Genomic DNA, 15,592 nt, shown 5'->3' on the forward strand with positions numbered 1-15,592 from the left:
TCCCCCTTACGCAAAGAGTACCAGAATAAAAAGTCCTGCCGCCATTCCGAGAGACCGGTAAAGCTTCGTCCGGCTCTCCATCTCCTTCTTTAAGAACGCCAGGGAGTCATCCGCCTGTTCCAGATAGAACAGGATCGTCCGCTCCTGGGTCTTTTTGTCCGCGTAACCGAGATTTTCCCCCAGTACCTGGAGTGCTTCAAGATCCTGTTTTCTTAAAGGAAGGTCGTCCGGAAATTTTTCCATCTCTTCCTTCCATATCTCAGCAAACGCCTTCCCAGCTTCTTCCTCCATCCGCTTTTCCACCCGTAGGAAAAAGAGTCCTGCCTCCGCCGCCATCCCGGAATTCCCGTCTGAAAACCGGCTGCCGATCTCCTTTAGCGCCTCCGGCAGCGTCTCGTTGGAGTATAGGATCCGCGCCTTCAGATAGACCGCCATCTGCCGGAAGATTCCAAGCATCTTTACCCGCATCTCCCACTCCCCCGCCAGCAGAAAACCTCCAGCTACCGCCGCTGCCGCCATGCACAAGAGTCCTAAATATTTCATGTCTCATCCCCCGCCCACTCACGATCTATGTCTTGTTTAAACCTTAACTTCCTTTATCCATTCGCTGAAAATTCACATCATAAATTCCCACTATCGTTCCCGGTCCCGGAACTCCGGAAAGAACCACATACCGGGAAAACACCTTCTCTTCCGCCAGTTCCCGCCACGCCGGCCGCTTCATGATATCCCCAACATCTGCACCATGGACCGTCGCCAGGATCCTGCACCCGCAGTTCATCCCATACTTCATCGCCAGGATCTCGCCTTCCCCTCCTGCCTCGTCCACCGCCAGCACCTGGGGTGACATGGAGCGCAGCATCATGAGCATTCCCTCAGACTTAGGGCACCCGTCCATCACGTCGGTCCTGGGCCCCAGGTCACACTGGGCAACTCCTCCAAAACACGCTGCGATCTCCGAACGCTCGTCCACCACGGACACATTCTTCCCCGCTCCCCATGTTCCCCCGCATGAAAGTTCCCGGATCAGGTCCCTCAAAAGTGTTGTCTTTCCTGCTCCCGGCGGGGAGATCAAAAGCGTGTCCAGAAATGTTTCCCCATCCATCAGGTACGGCAGCACGTTTTTTGCGCAGCCCTTTACCTCATGGGCAACACGGATATTTAAAGATGAGAGATCCCGGACCGTCCTCACATGTCCGTCCTCCACCACCGCTTTCCCTGCGATTCCCACACGGTGTCCCCCGCAGATCGTGAGGAATCCCTGGCTGATCTCCCGCTCGTAGGCGTACAGCGAATGTCTGGAACAGGTCTCCAGAATCCCGCGGATCAGCTCCTGGTCTGCAAGAACTACGCTCCGGTCTTCTCTTATCTCCAGCGACCCCATCTTTTTCTTTCCATAACTTTCCGTCTTTCCACAGGTCCCATCCGAAAAAAGGAGGTTTTCCCCGCTTTCCAGCAGTATCATCACCGGTTTTTCCGTCCGGATTCTGATCTCCCGAATCGTTTTCCCGTCTGGAACCGCCTGTTTCAGCAGTCTTTCAAAAGTTTCCGTATTCATCCCGCGCTCCTTTCTCCCCGTGTTCTGCCTGTCCGCCTTTCCCGGAATTGATACAATATATGAACACCCCGGATTTTTATGATATTTCTCGGAAAATAAAAAAGCACATCCACCCAGTCAGTTTCACCTGACCGGACAGATATGCTTTCTAATTCCATTATTTCAAATACCGGCTGTTAATCCCCGTAAACCCTGATAATTCCGGACACCTCACGAAGCACGGACATGCCCTTCACGATCATCAGCGCGTCGTTGAAATGGCGCTCCAGAACGGAATCCGTGATCACAACAAGCTCTGCAACACCGTCCCTCGCGCGTTTCTGAACGACCTGGGCGATGCTGACATCGTTGTTTCCGAGAACGCCCGCAATATTTGCGAGGGCGCCCGGCTTATCCGCGACCTGAAGACGGAGGAAATATCTCGATCTCGTCTCCTCGATCGGCTTCACCGGATAATTCTTGTACGCCACGCCGCCATTCCAGCCACAGTTGTCGTGAACGATATTTCTCATGACGATGATGATATCACCCATAACGGCGCTGGCCGTCGGCATCTTTCCCGCACCGCGTCCCATGAACATCGCGTCATCGCAGGCCTCGCCGTGTACAAACACCGCGTTGAAGGAGTCGCGGACCGTCGCAAGCGGATGCTGCTCCGGGATCAGCATCGGGTGGACCTTGACCTCGATTTTTCCGTCCACCAGCTTTGTAACGCCGAGAAGCTTGATCACATAGCCGAATTCCTTCGCGTAGCGGATATCATCGGAGGTGATCTTCGTGATCCCTTCCATATAGACATCGCTGAAGGTCACCTTGGAGTTGAACGCCAGGGAGGACATGATCGCGATCTTTCGTCCCGCGTCGTAGCCTTCCACGTCCGCCGTCGGATCCGCCTCCGCATATCCAAGCTCTGTGGCCTTTGCCAGCGCTTCCTTGTAATCCATCCCCTCTTCCGACATCTTTGTCAGAATGTAGTTCGTGGTTCCGTTAACGATTCCCATGATCTCCGTCAGCATGCTGCCCGCGAGGCTCTGCTTTAAGGGACGGATGATCGGGATCGCGCCTGCGACTGCCGCCTCAAACTGGATATCGCAGCCGCTGTTTTCCGCCAGTGACAGGATCTCCTGTCCATGCTCCGCGAGCACGTCCTTGTTGGCGGTGACCACCTGTTTTCCGGCTTCCAGGGCCTGCACGATATAGGTTCTCGCCGGTTCCACGCCGCCCATGAGCTCGATCACAAGCTGGATCTCCTCATCTTCCAGGATCTCCTGCCAGTTGTCCGTCATGATCTCCTTCGGGATCCCCGGGCGGTCCTTCTTTGTGTTCCGCACCAGAACCTTCTTAATTTCCAGGCTGGCACCGGTCTTCTGGAACATCTCATCCTTTAACATCTCGGCGAGGGCATACACGCCGCTTCCAACCGTTCCAGCGCCGAGAAGCGCCGCCTTGATCACATTTCTCTCTCCCATGGTTCGTATCTCCTCTATCCCCGGCATAGCCGCATTAGTAACTGCAGACATCCGTCAGTCTTCTCTTTTATTCTTCCATGACCGCGAGCCATGGACATTTGTCTTTTTCAAAGTGACGTAATTATACTACACTACGTTAAAAAATGCAAGTAACTATTCAGTACCTTCATAGTTACTTGCAAAAATCCATTCCAGATCGGCTACGCCGATGGGATTTTTGCCTTCCCGCTTATGTTATCTTACGGTCAGCGCAGCAAGTGCGCAGACCTGCTGAACAGTTATAAATGCAATTAAAAAACACACCATAGATCTCTCCATGATGTGTTTTGCTACTGTGCTTTATCTCCTCACGTATCCACCGGCACATGGTCCCAGTCTGCCTTCTCCCCGGCTCCCACGAGCCAGTTTAACGCTTTATGGCGCTCAAAGACCACACCTCCGTCCATTCCCGCAGGCGCGGGAAGATCCCGCATCCTCGTATCGGTGCATGCCCAGTCCAGGCAGAAGATCATATCGCAGGCATCGAGAAGTTCCTTCGCGCTCCTCGGCTTCGCCGCCTCCAGGATCTCCCTCATGGAGTGAAAGGCTGTCAGAAGCTGCGCCGCCTCCGCCACTGCGCAGAAGTGATCCGGGAAATCTAACGGCCCGTCGATCAGTCCCAGCGCCCACTCCATCACATACAGATTCTCGTACTGCCAGGAATAGGATATCTTCTCTGATTCTTTCGGATCCTCGTTGTGCAGGTAATTCCACTCCTTCAGGGAGAAGAAATCATCCGCCCCGAACTCGTTGATCCGCTTCTGGATGAATTCCAATGCCTCTTTCTGGCTCATCTTTTTCGCCAGCATGGCCTCAGAAAATACCGCCACCAGCATGAGCGCCACCGCTCTCGCCGCGATCTCATATGGTGTCCGGCAGTCTGCCTCCGCCTCCGTCTCCAAAAGCGGGTAAAATACCGGAACATACACGCCCCGCGCCTCAAACTCTCTCCGGTTCTTCTCCCTGCGGTTCAACTGTTCCGTCTCGATCTCATTTCCCGGAACATAGCCCACCGCTTTATATGGCAGAAACCGCTCCATCTCACTGTTTCCGTTTCCGTCCAGGATCAGCTTCTCCATGCCGGACGCATCCAGGCAGTAAAATCCCCTTTTTTCTCCCCTGAACGCCATGACTGCACGAAGATCGGAAAGAACACGAAACAGTGTCTGCTCCATATTTCTCTTCGCGGCCTCCTCTGCCTCTGTCAGGAATTCGGACTCTTCCCCCTCGAACACATAGTCCACCGAAACGATACTCTCGGTTCCTTCCAGCTGATAGAGAAGATTCGTTTTCACATCCACCACCGCGGTCTCGACCCTGGAAAAGTGGCCTCTTGCCCGGTCAGACCAGCTTCGGACCAGCTCCTGCTCCTCGTCGCCCGCGCTCTCGCAGTAGATCCTGAGCGTCACATTCAGATTCCCATTGTGAAGTTCCAATCCTGTATCATGTGCGCTGCCCGGAACGTCAAAGGCGTCCCGCAGGCACTTCATGATCCGCTCCTGTGAAGATTCCTTGCAGAAAAGAAAGATCTTCCCCGCTTTCTGTTCCTCTGTCACTCGTTTTGCCTCCTTGCCAAGTCCCCATTTTTTACTTATGATATGGTTCTCCCTGGATGATCCGGTAACTCCGGTAGATCTGTTCCAGGAGAATGACCCGCATGAGCTGGTGCGGGAATGTCATCTTTGAAAAGCTCAGTTTATAGTCGGCCCGTGCCAGGACCTGGTTGGAAAGTCCTAAAGATCCGCCGATGATAAACACGATCTGGCTGATCCCCGACACACCCCATTTTTCTATTTTTGCCGCAAGTTCCTCAGAATCCAGCATGTTTCCGTTGATCGCAAGGGCAATGACAAAGCTGCCATCCTTGATGTTAGATAGAATCCGCTCGCCCTCTTTCTCCTTGATCTGCGTCTCCACCGCTTCGCTGGCCCCATCCGGCGTCTTTTCGTCCGCCACCTGGACGATCTCCAGCTTACAGTACCGGCTCAGGCGCTTGGAATATTCCGCGATGGCGTCCTGAAAGAACTTTTCCTTGATCTTTCCGACTGTGATCAATGTGACCTTCATGATTTCTGATCCCCGAATTCCAGGATCATGTCGTACCAGACTGCCCCGCCGTGGACAGACTCGGAAACGCCCATGTTTTTGTATCCAAATTTCGCGTAATAGTGGATCAGACGGTCCTTGCAGGTGAGGATCAGACCCTTTCTTCCCTTATTTTTCGCGTCTTCGATCATGTGATCCATGAGCGCCGCCGCGATTCCCTGGCAGCGGTAGTCCGGGATCACATCCAGTCCGAAAATAGACTGGTACGCGCCGTCCGGCCTGTGGCAGGCGGAATTTTCGTACATCTCGTCATAGATCGTTTTGGAATCTGTGGCGCAGCCATTGATGAAGCCTATGATCTTTCCGTCCGCTTCCGCAACAAAAAAGCACTCCGGAAATGCCGCGATGCGGGCCTTAAAAGATTCCTCTGCTGCGGCTTCCGCCGCCGGGAAGCAGATTGCTTCCACCTCGGTAACTGCCGCAAGGTCCGTCGGGCGGACTGGGCGAATTGTGTATGTCATAAAATTTTTCTCCTTTAGGTTTTAATTAATTTTGTTGGTTAGTCCGCAGTGGAGCCCTGAATTGGGGCAGGCCCCAACTCAGGGCTCGCAGGCATTCGCCCTATAAGATCAACTGTCCGACTTTCGGCTTATGTGCAAGCACAACGCCGAAAGTCAGCCTGTTGATCTTGCACTGCTCATCGCTATGCGCGGAAGAAGTAGCCTACGCCCCATTTTGTGTGTACATACTTCGGATCACTCGGGCTAGGCTCAATTTTTTCACGCAGTCTTCTCACATGCACATCCACCGTGCGGACATCCCCGCTTACCATGGCCTTGTTTCCCCATACATACTCAAGCAGGGACTCACGGCTGTAGACCTTATTCGGATTTGTGACAAGAAGTTCCAGCAGGTCGAATTCCTTCGCGGTCAGGTTGATCTCCTTATCTTTAATGAAGACTCTGCGGCTCTCCCTGTCAAGCTTTAAGTCGCCCTCTGTGACTACGCTGGATTTCTGGCGTTTCGCGGCGCCGCTCTTCTTATTGTTTCTGCGGATGATCGCCTTGATCCGCGCTTTTACTTCCAGGATATTGAACGGTTTCGTGATATAATCGTCAGCGCCGTACTCCAGTCCCAGGATCTTATCCATATCATCGCCTTTTGCCGTCAGCATGATGATCGGCATCTCGGAAAACTCACGGATCGTCTGGCAGACCTCAAATCCATCGTGTCCCGGAAGCATGACATCCAAAAGAACCACGTCATACTCCCGTTCTTTTGCCCTCTCGATCGCCTCATCGCCGTCGTAAGCACAGTCCACCTCATATCCATCCTGTTCCAGACTGAAGCGGATTCCCTTCACGATCAGTTTTTCATCATCAACTACCAGAACTCTTGCCATTTCTCTCCTCCACGTTATGCTGTAATGCGCAGGTCCTCTCCTGCTGCTTTTCTAATGTCTATGACCTGATTTCCGCCTCCTGTGTTTTTAAATGTCACAATCAGCATGAATTATACGTTTTTTGTAACTGTTCAGTAGGTCTGCGCACTTGCTGCGCTGACCGTAAGAAAACATAGGCTGGAAGGCAAAAATCCCATCAGCGAAGCTGATCTGGAATGGATTTTTGCACGTAACTATGAAGGCACTGAATAGTTACCGTTTTTCCATCTTTTCACACCGTAATATTATCCTTTATCTTCTGAAACCCGGCCTCTTTGATACCGGATATCTTCATGATATCCTCGATTTTCTTAAAGCCACCGCTCTTTTCGCGGTAGCGGATAATATCCTCGGCTTTCGCCTCCCCGATGCCCTTTAAGGTCATCAGCTCCTCTTTTGTCGCCGTGTTCAGGTTCACAAGCCCGGAACCGGAAGTTCCGCCCTGACCGGCGTTTCCTACTGCAGACCCGCTGCCCGCCGGAAGCGACGCGGCCTCTTCCTTATTGTAGATCGTGATCTGCATGCCATCAGAAACTTTTGAGGCGAGATTTACACTCTCCCTCGCCGCGTTCTCCGTAAATCCCCCGGCGGCATCCACTGCCTCGTAGATCCGGCTGTCCTCCGAAAGCTCATACACACCTGGGGCTGCCACCTCTCCGCAGATATACACATAAACTCCGGATTTTTCAGAGTTTTCCACATATTCCTGCGTCTCCACGGTACTTTCTCCCTGTACACTGCCATTTTCATCCCTGAATGGTTCCTGAAGCTCCTGTTTTTCGGTACTGCTTCCAGAATCCCCCTGCGGCAGGCCGTCGCTTTTTGCAGAGCCGTTTTTCTCCCAGCTGATGTTCCCATCCGCATCCAGTGATCCGCTCATAACGACCGCTCCGGATTCATCCAGCTTCTGGATTCCACTCCGGCTTCTTGTCATCCCAAACACAAGTCCGGCTGCGATCAAGAAAGCCGCGGCCGTCAAAATTTTTTTATTATCTTCTTTCATACATTTCCTCCTGAACATTTTCAGGGGGATCGTTCTGCCTGTCTCTATTTTACCGAATCAGTCCTGTAAAAACAAGGGCATTTTTGTTATGTACGCTCTCCATTATAACCTCAGTCCGATTTTTTCTCAAGCCTCGCATTCTCCTTCTCGCACCGAGCATACTCGATGCCAAATCAACCGTTCTCTGGCTTTCTCCCGCCAGATATTTCACGCTCCGCCCACCTGCTTTCATTGCAATTTCTTTAAAATTATGCTATATTTGGCAAAAAGCGTGCAAAGACCGTTTCACCCGCTCTGACAGCGAAAACAGCACGTTCAATTTAATCATACTTAAGGGGAATTACTGCTATGGAATTACATCTGATGCACTTTCTGATCGTCTGCCCGCTGGTATTTCTCGCCGGTTTCGTCGACGCGGTTGCCGGAGGCGGAGGACTGATCTCACTCCCGGCTTACATGATCGCCGGTCTTCCAGTCCATTTTGCCATCGGAACAAACAAATTAAGCTCCGGAATGGGAACCACACTGGCAACAGCTCGCTTTGCGAAAAACGGTTATATTGCCTGGAAGAACGCGCTTCTCTGTATCGTTACAGCTCTCATCGGTTCCTCTCTCGGTGCAAAACTTGCTCTGCAGTTAGACGATTATTATTTTAAGCGCCTGATTCTCGTGATCCTGCCCTGTACCGCCCTCTATCTCACATTTGGAAAACCGTTCGTGGGAGAAAAAGAGTCTTTCCCGGTCCGCAAGATGATTCTTTTCAGCGCTCTGATCGCCTTCATCATCGGCATCTACGACGGCTTTTACGGTCCCGGAACCGGAACATTTCTGCTGCTTCTCCTCACTGGAATTGCCCACATGGGACTGAAGGAAGCCAACGGGATCACAAAAGCCATCAACCTGACAACGAACCTGACAGCCCTGGCGGTCTACCTCATGAACGGAAAAGTAATTTTCCTTCTTGGCCTCATTGCCGGTATCTTCAGCATCGCCGGAAATTATCTCGGAACACGCTGTTTCGACAAGGGCGGCGCAAAGTTTGTAAAACCCTTGATGATGGTGGTTCTGGTGATCTTCTTTATAAAGACATTGAGCGAGATTCTCGGTGCCTGATACATATCTGCAAAATCCGATCCGGCAGAACGAAAATACGGAGATCCGCTGGGCCCCACTTACGAAATGCTTCGAAAAAGAAAGACTCCGGAACAGATCATGGAGTCCGCGTCGAGGACCATCCGGGACCTCAGCGACCGGCTCACAGTGGATGGGTTTAAAGAATGGTACGAAAAAAGACAGAAATGAAACCTCACATTTCTGTCTTTTCTATATATAACCTTGTTCGTAACTATTCAGTACCTTCATAGTTACGTGCAAAAATCCATTCCAGATCAGCTTCGCTGATGGGATTTTTGCCTTCCAGCCTATGTTTTCTTACGGTCAGCGCAGCAAGTGCGCAGACCTACTGAACAGTTACCCTTGTTCTTTCTCTTAGTTTTCCTTCATATACTCCGGTGTCACATCTCTTCCAAGGCCTTTCAGCATTTTCTTATCGCTGCGGATCGTTGCGCATGCAACCGTTGTCAGCATATTGCCGGTAATTGTTGCGGATGCTCCGGAGCAGAATGCGGTCTCACCATCGTTTGTCAGCAGCGCGCGGCCTGCGCCGAGGCGGATGTTTGCCTCCGGATTGATATAGCGGAAGAATGCGATGGTGCGGAGAATATCGTCCTCAGAGATTCTCTCCAGATGTTCCAGAGGAGTTCCCGGAATCGGCATCAGGGCGTTTAACGGAATGGAATCGATTCCAAGCTCCGCAAGGCTCACTGCCATATCGAGACGGTCCTCCCATGTCTCACCCATTCCGATGATGCCGCCGGAACATGCGCACATACCCTCTGCCTTGATCATCTTTAGGGTGTTGATCTTCATGTCGTATGTATGAGTCGTGCAGATGTTCGGGAAGTTTCTTCTGGATGTCTCGATGTTGTGGTGGTAGCTTGTGACACCTGCTTCATGGAGACGGTGAAGCTGTTCCGCGGTCACAAAGCCCATGGACGCGCAGAGGTCGATCTTGCATTCCTTTTTCATAGTCTCGTAGGCGTGGATCGCTTTATCGAACTCCTCCCCCGTCAATGCTCTTCCTGATGTAACGATGGAGAAACGGTCAACGCCCTCTTCCTCATGGACGTGACACATCTTTACGATCTCTTCTTCCGGAAGGAAATCATAGATCTCGCAGCTTGTGTGGTGGTGTGCAGACTGCGCGCAGTACTTGCAGTCCTCTGGACATCGTCCACTCCGTCCGTTGATGATGGAACAGAGATCAACCTTATCTCCCACACATGCCTTGCGGATCCGGTCTGCGCCCTCGCAGAGTTCCTTCAGATCGCATGTCAGAAAGAAATTTAAGTCATCCTCTCTTGTAATTCTTCTTCCGTCGATAATTTCCTGTGCCAGTGTCAGTGCGTCCATAGTATTCTCCTTATTTTTCTGATTTTTATGTGCAATCGCCGTTTTCGTCATCCGGGCTTTGATCTCTGGTCCTGGTCCGTCTTCCGGATTTTTTCTCTGAATTCTCATGTTACGATTGTAAACTTTTGCTCTACGTTATAGTTCACAATTATATAAAAAAACGCCGTGAAAGTCAACCATTTTCCGTTTATCAGTTAACTTTCAAGGTTTTATAATTTTAATACCACTACCAAAAAAGGTCCTTCGATACCGGAATTTATATTCCAGTGCCGAAGAACCTTTTTCATCAACTATTTTCCTGATCGTTCAATAAGCTTCCAATCTTATTTTAACTCGTCCGGGATCCACCATAATCCGTCGTTGTTCTCTTCCATGTACTGCTTGAACTCGTCAGAATGATAAGCGTCCACAATTGCCTTTGCCCACTCTGCGTCCTTGTTCTCTTCCTTCACAACGACCTGAAGTACCAGGTGATCCTGGATATCCTCTGTTGCGAGGGCTGTGGACGGGTCGATGCCTGCGTTGTATACAACGCTGCCGGTAATTGCCACATAGTCAAAGTCCTGGATCGCTGCCGGGATCGTTAAGCTCTTCATCTCTGTGAACTCGATGTTATGCGGATTTTCAACAATGTCATCCTGGGTAACTGCGGACGGATCCACATCATCGGCAAGCTTGATCCAGCCGATCTTCTGAAGCATCAGATAGCATCTTGCGGTGTTGGAGGCATCGTTCGGAACTGCAACCTTCGCACCGTCCGGGATCTCATCAACAGATGTGTATTTTGCAGAATATACGCCAGCCGGTACAGTCGGGATCGGGCTGATCGGCACAAGATCCGCATTGTAGTTTGCGTTGAAGTTCTCAGCGTATGCGGTGTGCTGCTCCACGTTGACATCAACATCGCCGTCGTTTAATCCGATGTCAGCTGTCTGAAGATCAGAGAAGTCCACGCCCTTTACGGTGTATCCCTCTTTTTCAAGAATCGGAACGATGGCAGCCTCAAAGAGCTCTGTGTACGGCCCCTGGGATTTTCCGTAAACGATCTCTTTCTTGTCCTCCGTATCAACCGCTGCCGCTGTGCTGTCTGCACTCTCTGCAGCCTGCGCCGCTGTTGTCTGCGCGGTGTTGCTCTTTCCGCATGCCGCAAGGCTTAACACTGCTGCTCCCATAAGTACTCCCGCAATTGCTTTTCTCATAATTTTTTCTCTCCTCTTATTTAAAATTTATTTATGCTGTCTTAATTTACCAGAAATCGTATTTCCGAGAATCTGTAAAAGCTGTACCAGAACCACCAGGATCACAACTGTGAGGATCATGAGCGGTGTGTTCATCTTTTCATAACCGTATGTCAATGCCAGATCTCCGACTCCGCCGCCACCGACATATCCGGCCATTGCAGACGCTCCAAGAAGTCCGATGGTTCCCGTTGTCAGTGCAAGCACCATGGAACCTAATGTCTCTGGAACCAGGAAATATCGGATGACCTGCCATGTTGTCGCGCCCATGGCCTCTGCCGCCTCCAGGATTCCCGGATCGATCTCAAGCAGGCTGTTCTCCATCAGCCTCGCAAGGTACGGACTTATATAAACTACTAACGGCACCAACGCTGCCGTACTTCCGATGGTCGTTCCGACAATAGCGCGGGTGATCGGCATGATCGTTACAAGAAGAATAACAAAGGGGATACTGCGCACCACGTTGATGTAGACGCTGACGATCATATATAACGGTCGGTTCTCCACCAATCCGCCTTTTCTGCAAAGCACCAGGATCAGTGCCAGGATCATTCCGATGATCGTTCCGATGAGAAGTGACCATCCAACCATGTAAAGAGTCTGTCCGCCGTTCAACAGCAGACGCTCCACCGTGACCTTAAAGATCTTTGTTTTCATGAGTTCTTCCATCTTACTCCACCTCCAGTCGTTCTCTTAAGACGCCGTTCTTGTCGATCTCCGCTTCCGCCTTATCGATGCTCTCATCATCGCCGATGAGCTGTAAGATGAAGACGCACATGACGCTGTCCTCCAGCTCCTGTACCGCCGCGCCGAGGATGTTGACCACGACACCCTTTGTCTTGCAGATATCGGAGATTACCGGGCGCTTCACGCTGGAACCGATAAATTTCAGACGGTCCACACGGAAGTTTTCTTTCTGTTCCTTCACGAGGCTTATGATGCTGTCCGGGATCTGGTCCCGGATAACCGTCTGGACGAACCGCTTTGTCACCGGCATCTTCGGGGATCCAAAGACCTCCAGAACGCTGCCGGATTCCACGATCTTTCCGCTCTCCATGACCGCTACCTTGTTGCAGATCATCTGGACGACCTGCATCTGATGGGTGATGAGAAGGATCGTGACACCCATTTTACGGTTGATCTTCTTTAAAAGCTTTAAAATCGATTCCGTTGTCTGCGGGTCCAGGGCGCTTGTAGCCTCGTCGCAGAGAAGAAGTTCCGGGTCGGTGGTCAGCGCTCTCGCGATTCCCACACGCTGTTTCTGTCCTCCGGAGAGCTGACTGATGTAGGTGTCTTTCTTGTCCTCCAGCTCAACGATCTTTAATACTTCCTTAACCTTCTTGTCGATCTCCACCTTCGGAGTCTTTGCAAGGATCAGCGGAAGCGCAATATTGTGGTACACCGTCTTGGATTCCAGCAGGTTGAACTGCTGGAATACCATTCCGATCTTTCTTCTCAGCGCCCGAAGTTCCGGCTTCTTCAATGTGGAAAGCTCCTTTCCACAGACAGTGACTTTTCCGCTGTCCGCCGTCTCAAGACCGTTTACCAGGCGGATCAGTGTGGACTTTCCGGCTCCGGAAAACCCTATGATACCGCAGATATCACCCTTTTCCACATGGATACTCACGTCGTCCAACGCGTGGACGGTTCCGTATTTTCCTGAAAAGGTTTTGCTTACATGTTCGATCTGGATCAATGTTTCTTCCTCCCCATCTGAGAAGCGCGATTTTAGGACTTCTCAAGTTTTCGCGGTCTCTATGATTCGCCGCGTAAATAAAAAGCCCGGAAGTGTAAACACTTCCGGGCGCATTTTCTGGCATTAACAGGAAACTATTTTCTGTATACAGGTACATGACCGCACAGCAAAGCTCCTGGCCGTAAAAAACGCCCGGAAATACACATACAACAGCAACAACACATATTGTTCATGTTATTTCTTCCCGCATTTCCCATACCTGTATCTCCTTTCCAACCGCCTGCTATCCTGCAGTCCAATGTTTCCTCATCGTCTGAACTCCCTGTTCGAATCCGATGGCGCTATAATAACCCCTATTTCCTAGTTTGTCAATATGATTTTATTTATTTTAAATCATATATTTAATTTTTTTAAACTTCTTGCATGATCGTTTTAAAATTTTCATATCACTGCTATTCCGAATCAACACGCTTCTCCCATGCCTATATATTTTCCCCGCGCTGCAAAATTCCTCATAGTTTCGAAAATTTTTATAATTTTATATACCAGACTACCTTGCTATCCCGCATATCCTGTGATACGATATCCACACAAAATCGTAAACTATTCAGTACCTTCATAGTTACGCGCAAAATTTATTCCAGATCAGCTTCGCTGACGGGATTTTTGCCTTCCAGCCTATGTTTTCTTATGGTCAGCGCAGCAAGTGCGCAGACCTGCTGAACAGTTACACATAATCCTATAAAAGCATATTCTCTAAGTTTCTATCCGGACTACGATCCGTCTTTTCACATTTCGGAACTTCATTGCTTTTATATCCTTTACCTATTTTCAATCAATTTAAAAGCAGGAGAATCCGAGATGCATTGGAAGATGGCTGATCATGTTGTCCACTTTGCATGTTCTGACTCCTGCGCAAAGGAGGTATGAACTTGAGCACAATTCCAAGTGCGGACATCAGTGACAAAAAGTTCTTTTCCGACGATGAGCGCTACGCTGACCTGATCAATGGACTCATCTGCCAGGGCAGACCGGTTGTCCGAAAAGAAGACCTGCAGGATCTGGACACCCAGACCGGGATCTGGAACGATCCGGCAATCCACAAATCAAAGAACCGTCGACGTGTAAAGCTTCGTGATCTGGTTAAAAAAGCATCCTTTGGCGTAAATTTTCTTGTCATCGGTATTGAAAACCAGCAGACCATCGATTACTCACTGCCGCTTCGCTGTATGACCTATGAAGCCGGTGAATATGAGCGCCAGGCCGCAATGATACGCCGCGCAGTTCGAAATGCCGACATCAAACAGAATCCTGGAGAATATCTTTACAGTTTTTCCAAAGAGAGTCATCTCCATCCTTCAATCATCATCGTTCTCTACTATGGCGAGCTTCCCTGGGATGGATCCGTCGACCTTCACGGAATGATCGATTTTTCCGGGATTCCGGAAGAATTTCATCCTTTGATTCAGAATTACCGGATTCATCTTGTGGATGTCCGGCATTTACAGAATACCGATGTTTTTAAGACGGATATCAGGCAGGTATTTGATTTTATCCGGTATTCTGATGATAAGACGTATCTAAAAAAGTTGTTGAATACATCAGAATATCAAATGTTAGATAAAGATGCATATGAAATGATTGCCACTCATACGAGTATGTCGACTTTACTAGAACCCCGTATGATGCAGACAAGAGGAGGAAAGATAAATATGTGCAAAGCGATAGATATTTGGTTAGCAGAAAGGGAAGCAAAGGGTATATCCCAGGGTCTCTCCCAGGGCCTCTCTCAGGGCCTCTCTCAGGGTATATCCCAAGGCAATGATGAAACTAGCTATAAAATGCTCATGAAAATCATTGTCTCGCGCTTCGGCAAAAAGGCAGGAGAACTCGCCTCACCCACAATTAGATACCTCACCTCTGACGAGCGCATAGATCTCGTAGAAACGGCTGCCACCACAGATACCTTCGCCCATTTTCAAGACGCCCTGCGCCGCGCTACCACCGAAACACAACGATCCCCGCAATCGCCAGCGCCGCACCAATAAGCTTCCGCCACTCAAATGCTGCTTTCTCGACGCCGAAAAGCCCAAATACCTCAGCAATATAGGAGACTAATATCTGGGTCACAACAATGAGCAGCGTCGCCTTAGCCGGTCCCAGACCGTCCATGCTTTTTATCACGGTCCAGGTGATGAACGCGCCCATGACACCGCCGAGAAGCATATATTTCCGGTCGATGGAGAACATCCCCCAGATCTCCCCACGCCCGGTAAAAAAGTAGAGAACCACACATGTCAGAAACGCCGTCAGCTGCACCCATCCTGCCGCCGCCCAGATACTGCTCTGCTTCGTCACCTCCGTATTAAAGATCCCCTGCAGGCTCATAAGCGCCCCAGAAAGCAATGCCACCAAAATTCCCCACATAAAAAACCTCCTGAAACCATGTTTCCCTTAGGATTCCATAGTCAGGAGGTTTTTATACGGCCTGACTATTCCATATTTTCTTCTGAATACGAACATATTTTTAATTTCTTTTTTATCTCCCAAAGGTAATATTGCGGCATCATTGACAGCACCGCACGCCTTGTGCATATTGCGAAGCTAAACGGCCGTCTTTGCGGAGCAAA

At 50.3% G+C, this 15,592-nt stretch carries 15 protein-coding genes; 2 read left to right on the plus strand and 13 right to left on the minus strand.

Features of this window, described 5'->3' with window-relative positions:
* Positions 1-6 precede the first annotated feature (6 nt).
* The 8 genes from DW677_RS13190 to DW677_RS13225 form a co-directional block, all read right to left on the minus strand.
* Positions 7-543 (minus strand): stage III sporulation protein AB, encoded by a 537-nt coding sequence (locus DW677_RS13190; protein ID WP_117484412.1) that lies wholly within the window; start codon positions 541-543, stop codon positions 7-9.
* 43 nt (positions 544-586) lie between these two features.
* Positions 587-1,558 (minus strand): stage III sporulation protein AA, encoded by a 972-nt coding sequence (gene spoIIIAA / locus DW677_RS13195; protein WP_117567558.1) that lies wholly within the window; start codon positions 1,556-1,558, stop codon positions 587-589.
* 176 nt (positions 1,559-1,734) lie between these two features.
* Positions 1,735-3,027: a homoserine dehydrogenase gene (locus DW677_RS13200; protein ID WP_117470202.1), complete on the minus strand. Its 1,293-nt coding sequence runs from the start codon at positions 3,025-3,027 to the stop codon at positions 1,735-1,737.
* A gap of 347 nt (positions 3,028-3,374) precedes the next feature.
* Positions 3,375-4,622 (minus strand): DUF4272 domain-containing protein, encoded by a 1,248-nt coding sequence (locus DW677_RS13205; protein WP_117567559.1) that lies wholly within the window; start codon positions 4,620-4,622, stop codon positions 3,375-3,377.
* A gap of 31 nt (positions 4,623-4,653) precedes the next feature.
* Positions 4,654-5,133 (minus strand): 23S rRNA (pseudouridine(1915)-N(3))-methyltransferase RlmH, encoded by a 480-nt coding sequence (rlmH, locus tag DW677_RS13210; RefSeq protein WP_117567560.1) that lies wholly within the window; start codon positions 5,131-5,133, stop codon positions 4,654-4,656.
* Positions 5,130-5,633 (minus strand): GNAT family N-acetyltransferase, encoded by a 504-nt coding sequence (locus DW677_RS13215; protein WP_021905451.1) that lies wholly within the window; start codon positions 5,631-5,633, stop codon positions 5,130-5,132. The genes rlmH and DW677_RS13215 overlap by 4 nt, the downstream gene beginning before the upstream one ends.
* Before the next feature lie 182 nt (positions 5,634-5,815).
* On the minus strand, positions 5,816-6,514 hold the full coding sequence (locus DW677_RS13220) for a response regulator transcription factor (RefSeq protein WP_015553762.1): 699 nt from the start codon (positions 6,512-6,514) through the stop codon (positions 5,816-5,818).
* 271 nt (positions 6,515-6,785) lie between these two features.
* Positions 6,786-7,556 (minus strand): helix-hairpin-helix domain-containing protein, encoded by a 771-nt coding sequence (locus tag DW677_RS13225; RefSeq protein WP_242992174.1) that lies wholly within the window; start codon positions 7,554-7,556, stop codon positions 6,786-6,788.
* A 348-nt stretch (positions 7,557-7,904) separates the two neighbouring features.
* On the opposite strand from DW677_RS13225, the gene DW677_RS13230 reads away from it, so the two are divergent.
* The gene (locus DW677_RS13230; RefSeq protein WP_015553764.1) at positions 7,905-8,669 is read left to right on the plus strand and encodes a TSUP family transporter; all 765 of its coding nucleotides are present in this window, start codon (positions 7,905-7,907) and stop codon (positions 8,667-8,669) included.
* A 375-nt stretch (positions 8,670-9,044) separates the two neighbouring features.
* On the opposite strand, the gene bioB is transcribed toward DW677_RS13230, so the two are convergent.
* From bioB to DW677_RS13250, 4 genes are all read right to left on the minus strand, one after another.
* On the minus strand, positions 9,045-10,028 hold the full coding sequence (gene bioB / locus DW677_RS13235) for a biotin synthase BioB (protein WP_117470227.1): 984 nt from the start codon (positions 10,026-10,028) through the stop codon (positions 9,045-9,047).
* Positions 10,029-10,351: 323 nt separating this feature from the next.
* Positions 10,352-11,227, minus strand: coding sequence for a MetQ/NlpA family ABC transporter substrate-binding protein (locus tag DW677_RS13240; protein ID WP_117567561.1), 876 nt, complete (start codon positions 11,225-11,227; stop codon positions 10,352-10,354).
* A 27-nt stretch (positions 11,228-11,254) separates the two neighbouring features.
* Complete coding sequence (locus DW677_RS13245) at positions 11,255-11,935, minus strand: methionine ABC transporter permease (protein ID WP_015553767.1); 681 nt, start codon at positions 11,933-11,935, stop codon at positions 11,255-11,257.
* 1 nt (position 11,936) lies between these two features.
* On the minus strand, positions 11,937-12,962 hold the full coding sequence (locus DW677_RS13250; protein WP_021905458.1) for an ATP-binding cassette domain-containing protein: 1,026 nt from the start codon (positions 12,960-12,962) through the stop codon (positions 11,937-11,939).
* A gap of 932 nt (positions 12,963-13,894) precedes the next feature.
* Between DW677_RS13250 and DW677_RS13255 the strand changes: the two genes are divergently transcribed.
* Positions 13,895-15,010: a hypothetical protein gene (locus tag DW677_RS13255; RefSeq protein WP_117567562.1), complete on the plus strand. Its 1,116-nt coding sequence runs from the start codon at positions 13,895-13,897 to the stop codon at positions 15,008-15,010.
* Here the strand turns inward: DW677_RS13255 and DW677_RS13260 are convergent.
* Positions 14,961-15,389, minus strand: coding sequence for a DMT family transporter (locus DW677_RS13260; RefSeq protein ID WP_015553770.1), 429 nt, complete (start codon positions 15,387-15,389; stop codon positions 14,961-14,963). The genes DW677_RS13255 and DW677_RS13260 overlap by 50 nt on opposite strands.
* Positions 15,390-15,592: the final 203 nt, after the last annotated feature.

Origin of the sequence: Clostridium sp. AM25-23AC (assembly GCF_003435125.1) — a bacterium.
In the GTDB taxonomy this organism is placed as follows: domain Bacteria; phylum Bacillota; class Clostridia; order Lachnospirales; family Lachnospiraceae; genus Pilosibacter; species Pilosibacter fragilis.